Annotated in this window: 12 protein-coding genes; 7 read left to right on the top strand and 5 right to left on the bottom strand. The window is 70.6% G+C overall.

Features of this window, described 5'->3' with window-relative positions:
- Positions 1-16: 16 nt before the first annotated feature.
- The 7 genes from ACH4MY_RS27475 (at position 17) to ACH4MY_RS27445 (ending at position 14600) form a co-directional block, all read left to right on the top strand.
- Positions 17-1027 carry a LacI family DNA-binding transcriptional regulator gene (locus ACH4MY_RS27475; protein ID WP_398006416.1) on the top strand — a complete coding sequence of 337 codons (1011 nt, stop codon included), beginning with the start codon at positions 17-19 and terminating at the stop codon, positions 1025-1027.
- A gap of 296 nt (positions 1028-1323) precedes the next feature.
- Positions 1324-4698, top strand: a complete 3375-nt coding sequence (locus ACH4MY_RS27470) for a CARDB domain-containing protein (protein ID WP_398006415.1) — start codon at positions 1324-1326, stop codon at positions 4696-4698.
- 144 nt (positions 4699-4842) lie between these two features.
- Positions 4843-9129, top strand: a complete 4287-nt coding sequence (locus tag ACH4MY_RS27465; RefSeq protein WP_398006414.1) for a discoidin domain-containing protein — start codon at positions 4843-4845, stop codon at positions 9127-9129.
- A 307-nt stretch (positions 9130-9436) separates the two neighbouring features.
- Positions 9437-10849, top strand: a complete 1413-nt coding sequence (locus tag ACH4MY_RS27460) for an extracellular solute-binding protein (protein WP_398006413.1) — start codon at positions 9437-9439, stop codon at positions 10847-10849.
- Positions 10850-11003: 154 nt separating this feature from the next.
- Complete coding sequence (locus tag ACH4MY_RS27455) at positions 11004-11963, top strand: carbohydrate ABC transporter permease (RefSeq protein WP_398006412.1); 960 nt, start codon at positions 11004-11006, stop codon at positions 11961-11963.
- Positions 11964-11979: 16 nt separating this feature from the next.
- Complete coding sequence (locus ACH4MY_RS27450) at positions 11980-12855, top strand: carbohydrate ABC transporter permease (protein WP_398006411.1); 876 nt, start codon at positions 11980-11982, stop codon at positions 12853-12855.
- 140 nt (positions 12856-12995) lie between these two features.
- Positions 12996-14600: a glycoside hydrolase family 13 protein gene (locus ACH4MY_RS27445; RefSeq protein WP_398006410.1), complete on the top strand. Its 1605-nt coding sequence runs from the start codon at positions 12996-12998 to the stop codon at positions 14598-14600.
- Between the two features lie 91 nt (positions 14601-14691).
- Here the strand turns inward: ACH4MY_RS27445 and ACH4MY_RS27440 are convergent, their stop codons facing one another.
- The 5 genes from ACH4MY_RS27440 to ACH4MY_RS27420 form a co-directional block, all read right to left on the bottom strand.
- A complete protein-coding gene (locus ACH4MY_RS27440; protein ID WP_398006409.1) occupies positions 14692-15525 on the bottom strand; it encodes an NUDIX domain-containing protein in 834 nt (277 codons plus the stop codon).
- Positions 15526-15709: 184 nt separating this feature from the next.
- On the bottom strand, positions 15710-16753 hold the full coding sequence (locus ACH4MY_RS27435; protein ID WP_398006408.1) for a phosphotransferase enzyme family protein: 1044 nt from the start codon (positions 16751-16753) through the stop codon (positions 15710-15712).
- Positions 16754-17006: 253 nt separating this feature from the next.
- Positions 17007-17753, bottom strand: a complete 747-nt coding sequence (locus ACH4MY_RS27430) for a phosphotransferase family protein (protein WP_398006407.1) — start codon at positions 17751-17753, stop codon at positions 17007-17009.
- Positions 17754-17900: 147 nt separating this feature from the next.
- Positions 17901-19394: a hypothetical protein gene (locus ACH4MY_RS27425; RefSeq protein ID WP_398006406.1), complete on the bottom strand. Its 1494-nt coding sequence runs from the start codon at positions 19392-19394 to the stop codon at positions 17901-17903.
- A gap of 120 nt (positions 19395-19514) precedes the next feature.
- The gene (locus tag ACH4MY_RS27420) at positions 19515-20843 is read right to left on the bottom strand and encodes an NADase-type glycan-binding domain-containing protein (RefSeq protein ID WP_398006405.1); all 1329 of its coding nucleotides are present in this window, start codon (positions 20841-20843) and stop codon (positions 19515-19517) included.
- Between the last annotated feature and the right edge of the window lie 79 nt (positions 20844-20922).

Raw genomic sequence — 20922 nt, 5'->3', positions numbered from 1 at the left:
CGATACTCTTGCGTTCATGACGCGACGACTTGCTCAAGTGGCCAAGAAGGTGGGAGTCAGCGAGGCGACGGTCAGCCGTGTCCTCAACGGGAAGCCCGGTGTCTCCGAGGCGACACGGCAGTCCGTCCTCACCGCGCTCGACGTGCTCGGTTACGAGCGGCCCACACAGCTGCGGGGCGAGCGCGCCCGGCTCGTCGGCCTCGTGCTGCCGGAGCTGCAGAACCCCATCTTCCCCGCGTTCGCGGAGGTCATCGGCGGCGCCCTCGCGCAGCAGGGGCTGACCCCGGTCCTGTGCACACAGACCAAGGGTGGCGTCTCCGAGGCGGACTACGTGGACCTCCTCCTCCAGCAGCAGGTGTCCGGAGTGGTCTTCGCCGGCGGCCTGTTCGCGCAGGCGGACGCGCCGCACGACCACTACCACCAGCTCGCCGAGCGCAACATCCCGGTGGTCCTGATCAACGCCTCCATCAAGGGGCTCAACTTCCCCTGCGTCTCCTGCGACGACGCCGTCGCCGTCGAGCAGGCCTGGCGCCACCTCGCCTCTCTCGGGCACGAGCGGATCGGGCTGGTCCTGGGCCCCGGCGACCACGTCCCCTCGCGCCGCAAGCTCGAGGCGGCCCGCGCCGTGGCCGAGGCGGCCGGCGGCTCGCTCCCGGACGAGTACGTCGTACGGTCGATCTTCTCGCTCGAAGGAGGCCAGGCCGCGGCCACCCGCCTCCTGGAGCGGGGCGTCACCGGCATCGTGTGCGCCAGCGACCCGCTCGCCCTCGGCGCCATCAGGGCCGCCCGCCGCCGCGGCCTCTCGGTCCCCGCGCAGGTGTCGGTCGTCGGCTTCGACGACTCGGCCTTCATGAACTGCACCGAACCGCCGCTCTCCACCGTGCGCCAGCCCATCGAGGCGATGGGGCGGGCCGCCGTCGAGCTGCTCTGCGCCCAGATCTCGGGCACGCAGACGGACCCCGGTGAGCTCCTCTTCGAGCCCGAACTCGTGGTGCGCGGGTCGACGGCGCCGCCGCCGACCGCCTGACACCTCTCCGCTTCGTTCCTCGGCTCCGGCGCCGGGGGAGGCCTCCCGCCTCCCCCGGCGCCGGAGCCGTTTGTCGTTGACCTGCGGGGATGTGGCAGTTCAACTTCCGTTTCTGTCACGGCTGTTGACAAGCCGGTGACCTGATAGAAACCTGACACCCCGACGGCGCAAAAGATTAACGAAAATGCTCAATAAGTTTGTATATCGCCGTCATTCATTGTCAGAGTTCCGCTGGGTTCCTGGCGAGAGGCCCTGTGTCGTCTCCGAGTCGCGGCCCAGCAGGCGGAGAGGCCCATATGAGAGGCAAAATCCTGAGCTGGCGGCTCACGATCGGCGTGCTGATAGCCGGACTGATAGCCGTCGGACTCCTGCCGGTCACCGCGTACGCGGCGGCCGCACCCAACCTGGCACTCGGCCGGCCGGCGACGGCGAGCGGCGCCCACGGGGCGTACCCGGCCGGCAACGTCACCGACGGAAGCCAGCAGTCCTACTGGGAGAGCCCCGTCGGGTCGTTCCCGCAGTGGGTGCAGATCGACCTCGGCGCCGGGACCCGGGTCGACAGCGTCGTTCTGAAGCTCCCCACCACCTGGGAGGCCCGCAACCAGACCGTCGGCGTGCTCGGCAGCACCGACGGCAGCACCTTCACCACCCTCGCCGCGCCCCAGTCACGGCCGTTCGCCCCCTCCGCGGCGAACACCGTCACCCTCGGCATCACCTCCGCCACGGTCCGGTACCTCCGGATCCAGGTGACCGCGAACACCGGCTGGAACGCGGCCCAGCTCTCCGAGGTCGAGGTCTACGGCGAGAGCGGCGGCGGCCCGGTCGACCCGCCGCCCGCCGGTACCAACCTCGCGCGCAACAAGCCCATCGAGGCGACCTCGACGACCCAGACGTACGTCGCGGCCAACGCCAACGACGACAGCACCTCCACCTACTGGGAGTCCGCGGGCTTCCCGTCCAGCCTCACGGTGAAGCTCGGCGCCAACGCGAACGTCACGGGCGTCGTCGTCAAGCTCAACCCCGACCAGGCCTGGGGCCCCCGGACACAGTCGATCCAGGTCCTCGGCCGCGAGCAGGCCGCCTCCGGCTTCACCTCGCTGAAGGCCCGCGCCGACTACGCGTTCAGCCCCTCCACAGGCCAGAACACCGTCACCATCCCGGTGACCGGCAGCTACGCCGACCTCCGGCTGACGTTCTTCTCCAACACCGGCGCCCCCGGCGCCCAGGTCGCGGAGTTCCAGGTCGTCGGCACGGCCGCACCCAGCCCCGACCTCACCGTCACCGATCTGACCTGGACTCCAACCTCCCCCTCCGAGACGGACGCCGTGACCGTCGGCGCCACGGTGCGCAACGCCGGCACGGCCGCGTCCGCCGCCACCACGGTCGAGGTCAGCGTCGAAGGCGCCGTGGCCGGCTCCGCCCAGGTCGGCGCGCTCGCCGCGGGCGCCTCGGCGACCGTCCCGGTCACCGTGGGCAAGCGGCCCATGGGCTCGTACACCGTCTCCGCGGTGGTCGACCCGACCGACACCGTCCCCGAGTCGGACAACGGCAACAACAGCCGCACGGCCTCGACGAAGCTCGTCGTCGGCCAGAGCCCCGGCCCCGACCTGCGGGTCACAGGGATCACCACCAACCCCACCAGCCCCGCCGTCGGCTCCGCCGTCACCTTCACCGTCGCCGTGCAGAACCGCGGCACAACCGCCGCAGCCTCGGGGACCGTCACCCGGCTGACCGCCGGAACCAGCACCCTCAACGGCACCGCGGGCGCCATCGCCGCAGGCCAGACGGTCAATGTGGCGATCTCCGGCACCTGGACGGCCACCACCGGTGGAGCCACGCTCACCGCGACCGCCGACGCCACCGGCACCGTCACCGAGACCGACGAGAGCAACAACGTCTTCTCACGCTCCCTCGTCGTCGGCCGGGGCGCGGCCGTCCCCTACACCGAGTACGAGGCGGAGGACGCCCGCTACCAGGGCACCCTGCTCACCGCCGACCAGAAGCGGACCTTCGGACACACCAACTTCGCCACCGAGTCCTCCGGCCGCAAGTCGGTCCGCCTCAACTCCACCGGTGAGTTCGTCGAGTTCACCTCCACCAACCCGTCCAACTCCATCGTCGTCCGCAACTCCGTGCCCGACGCGGCCGCGGGCGGCGGCGCCGATGCCACGATCAGCCTCTACGCGAACGACGTCTTCGTCCGCAAGCTGACCCTGTCGTCCAAGCACAGCTGGCTCTACGGCAGCACCGACGACCCCGAAGGGCTCACCAACCGGCCCGGCGGCGACGCCCGGCGCCTGTTCGACGAGTCCCACGCCCTGCTCGCCCAGTCCTACCCGGTGGGCACGAAGTTCCGGCTCCAGCGCGACGCCGGCGACTCGGCGTCCTTCTACATCATCGACCTGATCGACCTGGAGCAGGTCGCGCCCCCGGCCGCCAAGCCGGCGAACTGCGTCTCCGTCACCGAGTACGGAGCCGTCCCCAACGACGGCATCGACGACACCGACGCCCTCCAGCGCGCGGTGACCGCCGACCAGAACGGCCAGATCCCCTGCGTGTGGATCCCCGCCGGCCAGTGGCGCCAGGAGCAGAAGATCCTCACCGACGACCCGCTCAACCGCGGTCAGTTCAACCAGGTGGGCATCCGGGACGTCACCATCCGCGGCGCGGGCATGTGGCACTCCCAGCTCTACACCCTCACCCCGCCGCACGAGGCCGGCGGCATCAACCACCCCCACGAGGGCAACTTCGGCTTCGACATCGACCACAACACCCAGATCTCCGACATCGCCATCTTCGGCTCGGGCGCGATCCGCGGCGGTGACGGCAACGCCGAGGGCGGCGTCGGCCTCAACGGGCGCTTCGGCAAGGACACCAAGATCAGCAACGTCTGGATCGAGCACGCCAACGTCGGCGTCTGGGCCGGCCGCGACTACTCCAACCTCCCCGAGCTCTGGGGCCCCGGAGACGGCCTCGAATTCAACGGCATGCGGATCCGCAACACCTACGCCGACGGCATCAACTTCGCCAACGGCACCCGCAACTCGACCGTCTTCAACTCGTCCTTCCGCAACACCGGCGACGACGCCCTGGCCGTCTGGGCCAGCAAGTACGTCAAGGACACCTCGGTCGACGTCGGCCACGACAACCACTTCCGCAACAACACCATCCAGCTGCCCTGGCGCGCCAACGGCATCGCGGTCTACGGCGGCTACGGCAACACCATCGAGAACAACATCATCTCCGACACGATGAACTACCCCGGCATCATGCTGGCGACCGACCACGACCCGCTGCCCTTCTCCGGGCAGACCCTCATCTCCAACAACGCCCTGCACCGCACCGGTGGAGCGTTCTGGAACGAGGACCAGGAGTTCGGTGCCATCACCCTGTTCGCCCAGGGCCAGCCCATCCCGGGCGTCACCATCCGGGACACCGAGATCCTCGACTCGACCTACGACGGCATCCAGTTCAAGACGGGTGGCGGCGAGATGCCGGACGTGAAGATCACCAACGTCCGCATCGACAAGTCGGTCAACGGCTCCGGGATCCTCGCCATGAGCGGAGCCCGTGGCAGCGCGACCCTGACCGGCGTCACCATCACCAACTCGGCCGAGGGCAACGTCCTCGTCGAGCCCGGTTCGCAGTTCGTCGTCAACGGAACCGGCTGACCCCTGCGCAGCACGCTCCGGTGGCCCGCGGCGGCGGGCCACCGGAGCGCACCCCCGCACGCCCCCACCTGTGAGGACCCCCCTCACCGAGCCGCGCCTCGCCGCCCCGACGGGCGACGGGGCCGAGAGCGAGACAGAGGACAGATGACCATCCGCAACTGGAGATCACGGAGCCTGAGCGCCGTGATCGCGACCAGCCTCCTGGCACTGGGAGGCCCCCTGATGACCGCCCAGGCGGCGGGCGGCCCCAACATCGCCCTGGGCGACGCCGCGGCGGCGTCCGGTGCGCTCGCCGAGTACGGCGCCGCGAACATCACCGACGGCAACCAGGGAACGTACTGGCAGAGCGCGGGCAGCACCCTGCCCCAGTGGGTCCAGGTCGACCTCGGCGCCACGACCCGTGTGGACGAGGTGGTGCTGAAGCTCCCTGCCGGCTGGGAGAGCCGCAACCAGACGCTCTCCGTCCAGGGCAGCGCCGACGGCACCAGCTTCGCCACCCTCAAGAGCTCCGCCTCCTACACCTTCACCCCGGGTGCGGCCAACACCGTCACGGTGAGCTTCCCCGCCACGCAGGCCCGATTCGTACGCGTCGACATCACCGCGAACAGCGGCTGGCAGGCCGCCCAGCTCTCCGAGCTGGAGGTGCACGCGGCCGACGGATCCTCCGCCAACCTGGCGAGCGGCCGCACCCTGACCGCCAGCAGCCACACCGAGGTGTACGCCCCCGCCAACGCCAACGACGGCAACCGCGCCACCTACTGGGAGAGCGCCAACAACGCCCTCCCGCAGTGGATCCAGGCCGACCTCGGCGCCTCCGTCCGCGTGGACCGCGTCGTTCTGCGTCTCCCCGACGGCTGGGGCGCGCGCAGCCAGACCCTCAAGATCCAGGGCAGTACGAACGGCACCACGTTCACCGACCTGACCGCCTCCCAGGCGTACACCTTCGACGCCGCCGGGGGACGGGCCGCGACCGTCACCTTCGACGCGACCACCACCCGGTACGTCCGCGTCCTGGTCACGGCGAACAGCGTCCAGCCCGCCGCCCAGCTCTCCGAGCTGGAGGTCTACGGGCCGCAGACGGGCGACACCCAGGCGCCGACCGCGCCCGGGACCCTCGCCCTCACCCAGCCGGCCACCGACCAGATCCGGCTGACCTGGAACGCCGCCACCGACAACACCGGCGTCACCGGCTACGACATCTACGCCAACGGCGCCCTGCTGACCAGCGTCGCGGGGAACGTCACCACGTTCACCGACACCCGGCCGGCGAACCAGACCGTCACCTACCGCGTCCGCGCCAAGGACGCCGCCGGCAACCAGTCCGCCGACAGCAACGCCGTCACCCGCACAGGCGAGACCGGGGACACCCAGGCCCCCACCGCGCCCGCGAACCTCGCGCTCACCGAGCCCGCCGCCGGCCAGATCAAACTGACCTGGAACGCCTCCTCCGACAACACCGGCGTCACCGGCTACGACGTCTACGCCAACAACGTCCTCCGGGGCAGCGTGGCCGGGAACGTCACCACCTACACCGACAGCCAGCCGGCCTCCGCCACCGTCACCTACCGCGTCCGCGCGAAGGACGCCGCCGGGAACCAGTCCGGCGACAGCAACGCCGTCACCCGTACCGGCAGCGGCGGCACGGGCTCCAACCTCGCCGTCGGCAAGGAGATCAACGCCTCCTCCGTCGTCCACACCTTCGTCGCGGCCAACGCCAACGACAACAACACCAGCACCTACTGGGAGGGGACGGGCGGCAGCTACCCCAACACCCTGACCGTCAAGCTGGGCTCCAACGCCGACGTCAACAGCCTCGTCCTCAAGCTCAGCCCGGACACGGCCTGGTCGACCCGGAGCCAGACCGTCGAGGTCCTCGGCCGCGAGCAGAGCGCCTCCGGCTTCACCGGCCTCACCGCCGCGAAGAGCTACACCTTCGACCCGGCGAGCGGAAACACCGTCATCCTTCCCGTCTCCGCCCGGGTCGCCGACGTCCAGCTGAAGTTCACCGCCAACTCCGGCTCCGCGGCCGGTCAGCTCGCGGAGTTCCAGGTCATCGGCGTGCCCGCACCCAACCCCGACCTCGAGGTCACCGGCCTGACCACCACGCCCGCCTCCCCGGTCGAGTCGGACCCGATCACCGTCGGCGCCACCGTCCGCAACAGCGGCCCGGCCGCCGCACCGGCCAGCACGGTCGCCCTGCGCCTCGGCGGCACCAAGGTCGCCACCGCCCAGGTCGGCGCCCTGGCCGCCGGCGCCCAGATTACGGTGAGCGCCTCCATCGGCGCCCGCGAGGCCGGTTCGTACCAGCTGAGCGCCGTCGCCGACGACACCAACGCCGTCATCGAGCAGAACGAGACCAACAACACCTTCACCCGCCCCGCCGCCCTGGTGGTCACGCCGGTCTCCAGCTCCGACCTGGTCGCCGCCTCGGTGACGACCTCCCCGTCCAGCCCGTCCGCCGGTGACACGGTCACCTTCAAGGTGGCCCTCAGGAACCAGGGCACCGCGGCGAGCGCGGCGGGCGCCCACGGCGTCACGCTCACCCTCACGGACTCGACGGGAGCCACCGTCAAGACCCTGACGGGCACCCACAGCGGTGTCCTCGCGGCCGGTGCCGGCGCCGACGTGAACCTCGGTCCCTGGACCGCGGCCAACGGCTCGTACACCGTGAGGACGGTCCTCGCCGACGACGCGAACGAGCTCCCGGTCAAGCGCGCCAACAACACCTCCACCCAGCCCCTCTTCGTCGGACGCGGCGCCAACATGCCGTACGACATGTACGAGGCGGAGGACGGCACCGTCGGCGGCGGCGCCACCGTCGCCGGTCCCAACCGCACCGTCGGAGACATCGCGGGCGAGGCCTCCGGCCGCAAGGCCGTCAGCCTGGACGCGACGGGGGAGTACGTCGAGTTCACCACCCGGCGGCCCACCAACACCCTGGTGACCCGGTTCTCGATCCCCGACGCGGCGGGCGGCGGCGGCATCGACTCCACCATCAACGTGTACGTCGACGGCGTCCTCAAGAAGGCACTCCCGCTGACGTCGAAGTACGCCTGGCTGTACGGCGCCGAGACCGCGCCCGGCAACTCCCCGGGCTCGGGCGCACCCCGTCACATCTACGACGAGGCGCACATCCTCCTCGGTGAGAACGTCCCGGCGGGCGCGAAGATCCGGCTCCAGAAGGACGCCGCGAACACCTCCGCGTACGCGATCGACTTCGTCAACCTGGAGCAGGTCGCCCCGGTCGCGAACCCGGACCCGGCCACGTACACCGTGCCGGCCGGATTCGGTCACCAGGACGTGCAGAACGCCCTGGACAAGGTCCGCATGGACACCACCGGCACCCTGGTGGGCGTCTACCTCCCGCCGGGCGACTACCAGACGGCCAGCAAGTTCCAGGTGTACGGCAAGCCGGTCAAGGTGGTCGGCGCCGGGCCCTGGTACACGAAGTTCCACGCGCCGTCGACGCAGGACAACACCGACATCGGCTTCCGCGCCGAGGCAGCGGCCAAGGGCTCGCTGTTCAAGGGCTTCGCCTACTTCGGCAACTACACCTCGCGCATCGACGGACCGGGCAAGGTGTTCGACTTCGCCAACGTCTCGGACATCGTCATCGACGACATCTGGAACGAGCACATGGTCTGCCTCTACTGGGGCGCCAACACCGACCGGATCACGATCAGGAACTCCCGTATCCGCAACCTGTTCGCCGACGGCATCAACATGACCAACGGCTCGACGGACAACCACGTCGTCAACAACGACGCGCGCGCCACGGGAGACGACAGCTTCGCCCTGTTCTCCGCGATCGACGCCGGCGGCGCCGACATGAAGAACAACGTCTACGAGAACCTCAGCAGCACCCTGACCTGGCGAGCGGCGGGTGTGGCCGTCTACGGCGGTTACAACAACACCTTCCGCAACATCCACATCGCCGACACCCTCGTCTACTCGGGGATCACCATCTCGTCCCTGGACTTCGGCTATCCGATGAACGGCTTCGGTACCGATCCCACGACCTTCGAGAACATCTCGATCGTCCGGTCGGGAGGCCACTTCTGGGGCTCCCAGACCTTCCCCGGCATCTGGGTGTTCTCCGCCTCCAAGGTCTTCCAGGGGATCAGGGTGAACCACGTGGACATCGTCGACCCCACGTACAGCGGGGTGATGTTCCAGACGAACTACGTGGGCGGCCAGCCGCAGTTCCCCATCAAGGACACCGTGTTCACGGACGTCTCGATCACGGGAGCGCGCAAGAGCGGCGACGCCTTCGACGCCAAGTCCGGCTTCGGTCTCTGGGCCAACGAGATGCCCGAGTCGGGGCAGGGCCCCGCCGTGGGTGAGGTGACCTTCAACGGTCTGCGGCTGAGCGGCAACGCGGTCGACGTACGCAACACCACCTCCACCTTCAAGATCGACATCAACCCGTAACCGCAGTGGCGGGGCGACCCGTCCCGGCCCCGTGAGACCGATGCAGGTGGCTTGCAGCCGCTTGCATCGGTCTTGCGTGCGTTCTGCCTCGGAGTGGGCGTCAGGTGGGCATACAGGCCCCGCCAGGGGCCGCGTCCTGTCGGTTTCGTAAGCCAAGATCCCTGCCCATCGGCCCTCGACTGTCAGGCAATTACGAAATCAGCGCGATATCTTGCGTTCACTTGTTGATGGTGGTTGAGTGTGCGGCGCCCCACAAACGCACAGGCGGTGGGGCGACCTCCACGTTCAGGCCCGAAGGGGACCACCCATGAGAAGTGCCCGGTTCCGCCGTACGCGCCGCGCCAGCGCGGTCACCCTCGTCTCCGCGCTCACGCTGACCGCCCTCGCCGCCTGCGGCACGAGCAGCAGCAACAACGGCGGCGGTTCCGAGGGCGGTGGGTCCACCGACCCCACCGCCCCGCTGGACCCGAAGACCAAGGTGACGCTCACCATCGACTGCATGCCCCCCGCGGCGAAGGCGGCCGAGCTCAAGGAGTGGAAGGAGGACGTCGCCGAGTTCAACAAGACCTACCCGAACGTCACCATCGAGGGCCGCTCCACCCCCGGCCAGTGCCTGGAGCCGCCGCGCTTCACCGCGATGCTCAAGGCCAAGTCCCAGCCGGACGTGTTCTACACCTACTTCACCGACCTGCCGCAGGTGCTCTCCGAGGACGGCGCCGCGGACATCACCGCGTACGTCAACGACAAGAGCGTGCCGCTCCTCAAGGACATCGACCCGAACGTCCTCGACTCCCTCAAGCAGGACGGCAAGCTGTACGGCCTGCCCACCAGCAACTACACGATGGGCCTGCTGGTCAACCGCAAGCTCTTCACACAGGCGGGCCTCGACCCCGACGCCCCGCCGCGCACCTGGGACGAGCTCCGCGCCGCCGCCAAGAAGATCGCCGCACTCGGCAAGGGCGTCGCCGGCTTCGGCGAGTACAGCGCCGGCAACACCGGCGGCTGGCACTTCACCGCGCAGATGTACAGCATCGGCGGCGAGGTCGTCGACGCGAGCGGCAAGAAGGCCGCCTTCAACAACGAACTCGGCAAGCAGGTCGCCAAGAACCTCCACGCCATGCGCTGGGAGGACGACAGCATGGGCAAGACCCAGCTGCTCAAGTGGGGAGACCTGCAGAAGCAGATCGCCACCGACAAGCTCGGCATGTTCCTCGCCGCCCCCGACGACATCGCGTACATGGTCCAGCAGCTCGGCGCCTCGTACGAGAACTTCGGCATGGGCCCGATCCCCGGTGAGAAGAACACCCTGGCCGGCGGCAACAACTACATGATCAAGAAGGGGATCTCCGGCGACAAGATCAAGGCCGCGATCGCCTGGCTCACCTACAAGAACCTCACCGTCGGCAAGGGCCAGTTCGACTGGGCCCGCACCAAGACGGACGCGCTGCCCGTCGGCGTACCGCAGCCCAACTTCTGGCTGAACGACTCCAAGGCCAAGGACGATGCCGCCCGCGTCGCCAACGCCACCATGCCGGTCGCGAACTTCAAGTCCTTCATGGACAACCCCGTCGCCGGCAAGGCCGAGCCGCCGAAGGCGCAGGAGGTCTACAAGGTCCTCGACAACGTGATGTCCGGCCTCCTCACCAACAAGGACGCCGACATCGACAAGCTGCTCGCCACCGCCGAGACACAGGTCAACCAGGTCCTCGCCAACCAGTGACGGACCCCGGCGGGGGCGGACCTTCCGGCCGCCCCCCCCGGCCCGGCCACCCCGCGACGCAGGCCGTCCACGCCGGCCCGTCCCCCGCGGGACCCCTCAGGACCCCGACCACCAACGGCACCACACCCCGGCAGACCAGCACCAAGGAGCGACGATGTCGGCCCCCAGCCTGACCCCGAGCAAGGCGGGATCCCCCCGCCCCTCCCCGCCGCGCGAGGCGGACCACGCACCCCCCGGTGGCCGGTTCGCCAAGAACCTGAAGCGCAACCTCACCGCCCACGGATTCCTCATCGGCGCGGTCGTCTGCTTCGCGGTGTTCTCCTGGTACCCGATGGTCAGGGAGTTCTTCCTGGCCTTCCAGAAGACCGAGAGCGGCCACGCCACCTGGGTCGGCTTCGACAACCTCGTCACCGTCGTCAACGACCCGGCCTTCTGGCAGGCCTGGCGCAACACCCTCCTGTTCACCGCGTTCGCGCTGGTCTTCGGCTTCGCGGTCCCCTTCGTGGTCGCCCTCGTCATCAACGAGTTCCACCACGGCCAGGGCTACCTCCGACTGCTCGTCTACCTGCCCGTCATGCTCCCGCCGGTCGCCTCCGTACTCCTCTTCAAGTACCTCTACGACCCCGGCTACGGACTCCTCAACGAACTCCTCCGGTCCGTCGGACTCCCCGAACAGCAATGGCTCCAGGACCCCGACCTCTCCATGCTCTCCGTCGTCATCGCCTCGACCTGGATGAACATGGGCGGCGCCGCCCTGATCTACCTCGCAGCCCTCCAGAGCATCCCCGGCGAGCTGTACGAGGCGGCCGAACTCGACGGCGCCGGGATCCTCCGCAAGATCTGGCACGTCACCATCCCGCAGACCCGCCTCATCCTCTCGCTGATGCTGCTCATGCAGATCATCGCGACCATGCAGGTCTTCGTCGAACCGTTCCTGCTCACCGGCGGCGCCGGGCCCGAGGGATCGACCACGACCGTCGTCTACCTCATCTACCAATACGCCTTCAACTTCAACAACTACGGTGCCGCGGCGGCGCTCGGCCTGCTCCTGCTCGTACTCCTGGCCGGATTCTCGGCGGCGTACGTCAAGCTCAGCCGCGCCGAGGACGAGTAGGACCGGGGAGACCAGCATGTCCACACGCACACTCATCTCGCCGGCGCAGCTCGCCCGCCCCCGCGGCAGGATCCTCTACTGGACCGTCTTCGCCCTGGCCGTCGGCGGCTTCACCCTGGCCTTCCTCGGACCCCTGTACTGGCTGGTGTCCAGCGGCTTCAAGGACACCCAGGAAGTGATCCAGACACCCCCGACCCTGGTGCCGGGATCCTTCGAACCGGAGAACTACACCCGCGCCTGGGAGGTCATGGACCTCGCCACGCTGCTCTTCAACACCCTGTACTACGCGCTCGGCGCCCTCGCCTTCCAGCTCGTCCTCGACGTGGCGGCCGCCTACTCGCTCTCCAAGCTCCGGCCCGTCCTCGGCAAGGCGATCCTCGGCCTGATGCTCGCGACCCTGATGATCCCGGCGACCGTCCTCGTCGTACCCCAGTACCTCACGGTCCTCGATGTGCCGGTCATCGAGCGCAATCTGCTGAACACACCCTGGGCGATCTGGCTGCCCTCCGTCACCAACGCCTTCAACATCTTCCTGCTCAAGCGCTTCTTCGACTCCATTCCGAAGGAGCTGCTCGACGCCGCGTCGATGGACGGGGCCTCCCCGGTCCGGATCCTCCGGTCGATCGTGCTCCCCATCTCACGGCCGATCCTCGGCGTGGTCTCCATCTTCGCCGTCGTGGGGGTCTGGAAGGACTTCCTCTGGCCGATGCTCACGCTCCCCGACCCCGCGATGCAGACGCTCAACGTCGGCATCTACTCGCTGTCCAACGGAGTGCCCGTGAACGTGCTGATCGCCGCGCTCACCATCGCCTCCGTGCCGACCCTGCTCATCTTCCTGGTCTTCCAGCGCAACATCATGAGCGGCCTCACGGCGGGCGGACTCAAGGGCTGACCGGCCGGCCACCCCGGCCACGGCAGTCGCCCCGCAACCGCCCCCGCACCCCGAAGCCTTCGTCGCCGGTCTGCCTTCCCATGCCCCGCAGCATCCGGGCCGGCGACGAAGAACCCCGACCTGCCCGAAAGGACCGTCACGTGGCAGCCCCTCACTCGCATCGCACCGACGACTGGTGGCGCGACGCCGTCATCTACCAGGTGTATCCGCGCAGTTTCGCCGACGGCGACGGCGACGGCACCGGGGACCTCGCGGGCGTCCGGGCGAGACTGCCCTACCTCGCCGAACTCGGCGTCGACGCCGTCTGGTTCACGCCCTGGTACCTCTCGCCGCTGGTGGACGGCGGCTACGACGTCGCCGACTACCGCACCATCGACCCCGCCTTCGGCACCCTCGCCGAGGCCGAGAAACTGATCTCCGAGGCCCGCGAACTGGGCATCAGGGTGATCGTCGACATCGTCCCCAACCACGTCTCCGACCAGCACGCCTGGTTCCGCGCCGCCCTGGCCGCCGGCCCCGGCAGCCCCGAGCGCGAACTGTTCCACTTCCGGCCCGGCCGGGGCGAGAACGGCGAACTCCCGCCCAACACCTGGCCCTCCCAGTTCTCCGGACCTACCTGGACCCGGGTCGAGGACGGCGAGTGGTACCTCCACCTCTTCACCCCCGAACAGCCCGACCTCAACTGGGCCCACCCCGCGGTCCGCAGCGAACACGAGGACGTCCTGCGCTTCTGGTTCGAACGAGGAGTCGCCGGCGTACGGATCGACTCCGCGGCACTCCTCGCCAAGGACCCCGCGCTCGCCGACTTCGTCGAGGGCGTCGACCCCCACCCGTACATCGACCAGGACGAGCTCCACGACGTCTACCGGTCCTGGCGCGCGATAGCGGACGAGTACGGGGCGGTCTTCGTCGGCGAGGTCTGGCTCCCCGACTCCGAACGCTTCGCCCGCTACCTCCGCCCGGACGAACTGCACACCGCCTTCAACTTCAGCTTCCTCTCCTGCCCCTGGGAGACGGACCGGCTGCGCCGCACCATCGACGACACCCTCGCCGAGCACGCCCCCGTCGGCGCCCCCGCGACCTGGGTGCTCTGCAACCACGACGTGACCCGCACGGTGACCCGGTACGGCCGCGAGGACACCGGCTTCGACTTCGCCACCAAGACCTTCGGCACCCCGACCGACCTCGGCCTCGGCACCCGCAGGGCCCGCGCGGCGGCCCTGCTGACCCTGGCCCTGCCGGGTTCCGTCTACGTCTACCAGGGCGAGGAACTGGGCCTGCCCGAGGCCGAGATCCCGCTCGACCGGATCGAGGACCCCATGCACGCCCGCTCCGGCGGCACCGACCCGGGACGCGACGGCTGCCGCGTACCGCTGCCGTGGTCGGCCGACGCGCCCTGGTACGGATTCGGCCCGGACTCCGAACCGTGGCTTCCCCAGCCCCGCGACTGGGCCGGCTACGCGGTCGACCGACAGCAGACCGACACGGCATCGATGCTGGCGCTGTACCGCGAGGCGCTCCTCCTGCGCCGAACGGTGGAGGGCTTCGGCGACGGCCCCCTGACCTGGCTGCCCGCCGCGGAGGGAGTGCTCGCGTTCGCCAGGACGGAGAGCCTGGTGTGCGTGGTCAACCTCTCCACGGACCCGGCCGAACTCCCGCCCCACGAGCGGCTGCTCCTGGCGAGCGGCCCGCTGGCCGCCGACGGCCGTCTGCCCGCCGACACGGCGGTGTGGCTGCGCACCTGACCCGGGCGGGGGGATGACGTGGGCGCTCCCGGTGCCGGGACCGGGAGCGCCCACTCCGCGATCCGGCGGCTCGACACGCTGTCACGTGTGCCTACGGGGTCGGCCGACGGGCTCCACGGGGCTGACCGGCCGCACCGCTCGCGCTTCGACCGGAGGCGTAACGGTGGAGTACCTGACGCAGATAGTCCGCGCCCGGGCCGAGACGGTCCGCCTCTGCGGGTGAGGACACGAACGCGAGCTCGTCGAGCTCGGGCCCGGCGCCCTGCCCGGTCTCCGCGGCCACGAGCTCGGCATGCCGACGGAGCACGAGGGCCCGTGCCACCGGCGGGGCGAGAAAGTGGAACCCGAGGCTGCCGAACCGGCGCCCCCGGGTGACCGCGAACAACCGCACCTCCTCCTCGGTGATCCGGACCCCGACCTCTTCGGCCAGCTCACGCACCGCGTCCAGCCGCAGGGCCCCCGCATCGAGGGGCCGGCCCTCCGCCGGCGGTTCCACCGAGCCCCCGGGGAGCGTCCAGCTGCCGGCGGCGGCGGTGGCCGGGGAGCCCCGGCCGACCACGAGACCGGCCTCGGTCGGCATCAGAACGGTGACGAACACCGAACCGGGCACGTCCTCGGGAGGCCGGAGCCGTCGCAGGGCCCGGTAGCGGTAGGTGATCCGCGCCCACCGTGCCACCAGCGCACCGGGCGAGGGGAGATCGACGCCCAGACTCGCGACCAGGGGGCCGTCGAAGGTGTCGGGGTGACGGGCCCGCGTACCCACCCACATCCGGTCCATCTCCCTCCGCTCCCTCGGCGACAACTCGGGCGGGGGGTGCTCGACGAAGGTGATCCGGCGGGCATCGAGAAACTCGACGGGCTCGATGGGGCCGTGCCGCGTGGCGGCCGGCCTGCGGTTGCCGTCGTGGGAAGGAAGGGGTGACACGGGCAGCACCTCATACGGGTCGGAGAGCGGGTGGCGCGGGCTGGACGGAAGGCGTGACGAAGTCCCGCCCGGCGAGGAGGCCGGGCCGGGCCAGGTCCACGCCGGGCCGGCCGCGGCGGTGAAGCCGGCGAGGAGGCCGGGCCGGGGCAGGTCCTCCCCGCGTCGGCCGCGGCCGTGGAGCCGGCTATCCGAGGTGCTCGCGGAGGACCTCCTCCGCCTCGTCGAGCCGATCGCGCAGTGCGACCGCGGCCCGGGCGCGGTTCCGGGCGTACGCCTCCAGGGCCGGTGTGACGGGTCCCAGCCCGTCGGCGACGGTGTTCAAGGGGTAGACCGCGCCCCCCAGGTACGCCGCCGTCAGCCGCACCACACTCACCAGCTCCCGCACCGGCAGCGCCGGGTGCAGCTCGTGATAAGCGGCGGTGAGCCGGGCGAGGCCTTCCGGCCAGTCCGGGTGGGTCAGTACCGTGCGCGGGTCGAGCGCGAGGCGCCCCAGCTCCCACATCGGGTTGCGCCGGCCCGGAGCATGGAAGTCGATCACGGCGGCGACGCGGTCGCCACGCAGCAGTACGTTCGGCCCCGACAGGTCCCCGTGCACGATCTGCGAGGTCGTCTCAGGCGGCGCCTTCTCCAGCAGCCGTTCCACGAGCGGCAGCGCGGCCAGCCGCTCCCTCGCGCAGCGTGACGCCCACTGCTCGAATCCGCTGCGCGGCGGCTCCGCCTCGTACCGGCGCACCAGGTCCATGAGTCGCACGCGAGCGCGCGCCGGGTCGAAGGACCGGTCCCGCGCGCCGAGCGTGGGCGGCCCCAGCGGGTGGCGGGCCAGGCCCCGGTGGAGACGTCCGACCGCCGCGCCGACCGCCTCCCATCTCCGCCCCGTGAGGCGTCCGTCGGCCGTGACCGCCCCGGCGACGTACGCCGTCACGGAGAGGGTCGTCCCCTTGTACGAGGCGACCAGCCGCTCCTGGTCGACGACCGTGCGGGCCCGCGCCACGGGTACGCCGCAGAGCCGGGCGTACTCGCTGAGCCGCGCGGCGCCCTCGGCCAGTGCGAGATCCGTCCCGGCCGGGTACGTCTTCACGAACCAGCGGTCGCCCGCGGACGTCTCCGCCACGTAGTTGCGGGTCGCGGTCCCCGCCGGCCCCTCGGCGAGGGAGGACGGAACGATGCCGAACTCGCCGGCGAGCAGAAGGGTCACCCGGTCGAGCCGCGAGCGGGAGCTGATGGTCACGACACAGCCTTCCCATTGCGCACGGCGATATCCGCCTCCGACGTCACCGAACCAGATGTAACGGCTGCTACAAGCACGGACGGGCCTTCGGCAGCTACGGCTTCTACAAATCCATCGGCTACACCCTCGGCCCGCTGCTCGGCGGCATCCTCGTACGGGCCTGTGGCCTGCGGGTCCTGTTCACCGTCATGGCGGTCCTCGCGCCCACCGCCGCTCTCGCCGGCGCGACCGCGGCCCTTTCCGTCGGCGTCGGCTACCTGTGGGACTTCAGCACGTCGACCTCGCAACCCGGTGCGAAGGGGTCGAAGCCGTGCTCGATCAGCCAGCGCACTGCCAGCAGGCTTCGCAACGACCACCACGCGCGGATCACGTCGAGGTCGATGCCGGTGCCGTAGCCCGCGAGGACGTCGGCGAGGTGCTCCTCGTGTCCGAGCGTGAAGGTGGCGAGGTCGTACAGAGCATCGCCCTGGCCCGCCTCGGACCAGTCGATGATGCCCGTCACCTCGTCGCCTTCGACGAAGACATGCGCGATCTGCAGGTCGCCGTGCGTGAACGCCGGAGTCCACGGCCGAAGCGCGGCCTGGGCCACCCGGCGGTTGTGGGTGACGAGGTCGGCGGGCAGCAGGCCCGTCGTCACGAGCAACTCGCACTCGTCGTCGAGTTCGGCCGCCAGCACGGCGATGCTCCGCCCGGCCCGGCCGTGCCGGGGCGGCAGCGGCGCGTCGTGCAGCTTCCGGAGGGCGGCGCCCGCCGCGGCCCACGCTGCCGACGACCCGCTCGACGGCCCGCCGAGGCGCCCGAGCGTCGTCCCCGGGAGCGCGGCGAGCGCGAGCACGGACGGCTTTCGCCACAGGACCTTCGGGGTCGGGACCGGCGCGCGGGACATCGCCTCGACCTCGACGTCGATACGCGCCTGATCGGCGTCCACCTTCAGGAACACGTCGCCGACGCGCAGGGTCGCGCGCTCGGAATGGGCAACGACGACCTCGACCTCATCCATGAGTGACGAGTGTCCCGGAGGTGACAGCCGACGTCGCGGACTTTTCGCACGCGATGACGCAGCCGACCGCGTCCCACTGCCCGGCAGCCTCGTGCGCGCGACACCGGCCCTTGACCAGGACAGGCCCACTTCACTGGTGCGGAGTCCCTAGAGGCGCGCCCCGTCCATGTTCACTCCCGTGCCCCGCAGTACCTCCATCACCGCACCCGACACCGCGTGCGTCCTCGGCTTCCGGAGGTCGAGGACCGGGGTCGGGTTCGAGACGGAGTGGGTGACGAGCAGGTTCATCAGGGGCCAGAGGGCCTCGGAGCGTCTCGGCAGGGAGATGCGCCGGCCGTCGGGAGTGATCACCTGGGCCGTCGTCACTCCGGCGAGGAGGTTGGTGCGGGCCCAGTCGACGACCTGCGAGCGGCCGTTCACGCCGACGCGGAGGACCACGTCCCTCGAATGGTGGAGGACCGTCAGGTAGTTCATCGGGACCGTGAGGCGACGGGAGACGTCGAACGAGGGAGTGCCGTCAGCCGGTCGGACACGCATCAGCGTGTCCAGGACCGGGCCGTCGGCCTGGAAGGTGGTCCTGCCGCGCATCTCCAGGAACCGGGCACGCACCAGATGCCCACCGCGCCGCGACCACCGTCGTCCCACCGAGCCGAAAGCTCCCGTCTCACCCGGCAGATGGTCCGCCAGAAGGCGGGACTCCTCGCCCGGCTCGGCCGCCGGCGCCCGCTCCTCCCCGGCGAACGCGCGGGCCACCGCGGCATACCGGGCGGCCGTGTCCGCGTCCATGAGCCGGAGGTCGATCAGGTCGCCGGCCATCACGATGCCTCCGACCGACAGGGAGATCCGCATCTGCTCCAGCTGGCGCCCGGCGCGGCGGGTCACATCGGTGAGCTGTCCTTCGAGGTCGATCACCCGGCAGGTCCTCGTCCCGGCGAGGAGGAGGCTGCGCGGCCAGAGGACGGTGACCTTCCGTGAAGCCGACGTGCCGGAGGGATCGACGAGGACCGCCAGACGGCCCGCCGAGACCGCCGACAGGCACAGGGGCGGTACCCGTACCTCCTCCGCGATCTCGAACCCGGCGAACCCGGCGGACCCCACTGACCCGGTGGACTCGGCTGATGCACTCGATCCACCTGGCTCATTCGACCCCGTAGGATCCACGGACCCGTTCCGAGTCCCGGTGTCGGCCGTCCCGTGGACCCGTAGCCGCATCCTGATCAGCGGCTTCACCTCCGCCGGATCGTGGTTGCCCGTGTACGTCGTGAACGTCGCCTCCGTGTCGGGGTCGTACCGCACGAACGACGCCTCCAGGACGTCCGCCCGTACCAGCCGCGCGTTCGCCGGCCCCGCTGCGGACCGCGGTGCCCACACCACGAGGGTGTCGTCCCCGTGCACCGGGCTCAGGCCCTCCATGTGGTCCCGACGTGTGATCCGAGGGAAACCCTGCCGCGCGGCCTTGACGGCCGAAACGGGGATCATGACCGTCCCGACCACCCCGATGCCGGACGAGAGCGCCACCCAGAACCATTCGGCACCCTCGACCCAGGTGGTGTACCCCACGACAAGGAAGACCGGGCCGGCCAGACCGCAGAAGGCGGCGAAGACCAGATTGCCGATGAGCACGCCGGTGTAACTGCGCATGGACCCTCCTCCATTCAGGCACTGATCATCGTTCTTCCTGGATCCGTGCTTGAGAAGGGGTTCCGGCCGCTCCGTTTCCGGTGGAGTCCTCCAGTACTCCACCGGTGCCCGGACGGGGCGTCAGGAGACGGACCTGCCGAAGAACTCCAGTTCCGCGACGGCGACCTGCTTCTGGGGGTCGGCACGCCACGCCGTGCGCAGCACCAGCTGCACCGTCAGGGCGTCGCGCACCCGTACGTCGACCCGCTGCGTCCCTCCGTCGTTGATGCGGTGCTGGGACACATGGGCCTCGCCCGAGGAGTCCTTGACCACGAGTTCGAAGGTGCGCGGAGTCGCCTGGCCGTCCGCCTGGGTGGTGTTCTTCGAGCTGCCGGGGGTGATCAGGATGCTCAGGAGATCGGTCGGCTCCGCGAACCGGGCCTCCAGGTACTGGCCCGCCGAGTCACCCGCGTACCCCGTGCCCCACCAGGTGTTGGAGTACCCGTCGCCCGCCAGCTTCGGGTCCTGCCTCGGTGCGGAGTGGGTGGCCGCCCAGGCGACGGGGTGCACCGGGACCCGGGTGGCGAAGTGGTCCTGGACCGCGCGGGCCGCGGGCGGGCCGCCGATGATGCCGCCGACCACCACGGTCACCACGGCCGCGGCGACGAGGGCGCGCACGATCCAGCGGCTCCGGTCGCGGCCGATTCCGGGGCGCCGGCCCGCGTACGGACCCTCGGCCGTGGAGAGCTGCTCGGGGACCATGGGGGTCGCGCAGAATCGGCAGAAGTGACGCCCCGGGGTGTTGGCGAGCGAGCAGGCCGGGCACGGGGTGCCGCCCTGGACGGGGGCGGGCCCCTCGGCGGCCCGGACGGTCGGCCGCGCGGCGTCCGGTCGCGCCGGGAGCACGGGCGCGGCGACGGCGGGCTCCACGGGGCGATTCCCGGGGACCGGGACGAGCAGCGACCGTACGAGCGTGTCGGAAGGCCCCTGGGACGCGGGCCGCGCCTCCGGTGCGACGGCGGGCAGCGGGGCCGTCGAGGACGGGTCGACGGCGGGCAGCGGGGCGGTGACCTCCTCCGGGGCGACGGCGGAGCCGTCGGCCGCCTCACGCGAGGCCGAGGAGGCCGAGGATGCCGAGGCGTCCGTGGCGACCGAAGTCGCGGTGGACGCCGAGTCCGAAGCGGGCGCCAAGGTCGGCTCGGGCCGCGCAAGAGCGCCGGGCACGGACTCGGCCGCGGCGACGGGCGCCGACTCGTCCCGGTCGGCGGCCTCGTCGGCCGAGGGTGTCCTCCCGGACACCGAGGCGGCCCGATCGGCCGCGGGCCCGGCCGGCGTATCGGTCGAGGTCGCCGCTCCGGCCGGGCTGTCCCAACGCAGAAACGCTCCGCAACTGTCGCAGAACGACTGGTCCGCCGCACGCACCGGGCTCGCGCAGTCCGGGCAGGGACGGGACTGGGGCGCGTCACTCATGAGGGTCAAGCTCCTTCGGGTGTACGGGAAGAGGTCGCCGAGGACGAACCGGCAGCGGTCGCCCGGGACGTGTGGAACA

Origin of the sequence: Streptomyces sp. NPDC017246 (assembly GCF_044331325.1) — a bacterium.
GTDB lineage: Bacteria > Actinomycetota > Actinomycetes > Streptomycetales > Streptomycetaceae > Streptomyces.
Note: the sequence above shows the minus strand (reverse complement) of the source record. Positions and strands in the feature narration are given on the sequence as shown.

What these genes read in the sequence shown, in the direction of transcription:
- ACH4MY_RS27475 (WP_398006416.1), top strand. Translation starts at nt 17, where the DNA reads ATGACGCGACGACTTGCTCAAGTGGCCAAGAAGGTGGGAGTCAGCGAG.
- ACH4MY_RS27470 (WP_398006415.1), top strand. Translation starts at nt 1,324, where the DNA reads ATGAGAGGCAAAATCCTGAGCTGGCGGCTCACGATCGGCGTGCTGATA.
- ACH4MY_RS27465 (WP_398006414.1), top strand. Translation starts at nt 4,843, where the DNA reads ATGACCATCCGCAACTGGAGATCACGGAGCCTGAGCGCCGTGATCGCG.
- ACH4MY_RS27460 (WP_398006413.1), top strand. Translation starts at nt 9,437, where the DNA reads ATGAGAAGTGCCCGGTTCCGCCGTACGCGCCGCGCCAGCGCGGTCACC.
- ACH4MY_RS27455 (WP_398006412.1), top strand. Translation starts at nt 11,004, where the DNA reads ATGTCGGCCCCCAGCCTGACCCCGAGCAAGGCGGGATCCCCCCGCCCC.
- ACH4MY_RS27450 (WP_398006411.1), top strand. Translation starts at nt 11,980, where the DNA reads ATGTCCACACGCACACTCATCTCGCCGGCGCAGCTCGCCCGCCCCCGC.
- ACH4MY_RS27430 (WP_398006407.1), bottom strand. Translation starts at nt 17,753, where the DNA reads ATGGATGAGGTCGAGGTCGTCGTTGCCCATTCCGAGCGCGCGACCCTG.
- ACH4MY_RS27425 (WP_398006406.1), bottom strand. Translation starts at nt 19,394, where the DNA reads ATGCGCAGTTACACCGGCGTGCTCATCGGCAATCTGGTCTTCGCCGCC.
- ACH4MY_RS27420 (WP_398006405.1), bottom strand. Translation starts at nt 20,843, where the DNA reads ATGAGTGACGCGCCCCAGTCCCGTCCCTGCCCGGACTGCGCGAGCCCG.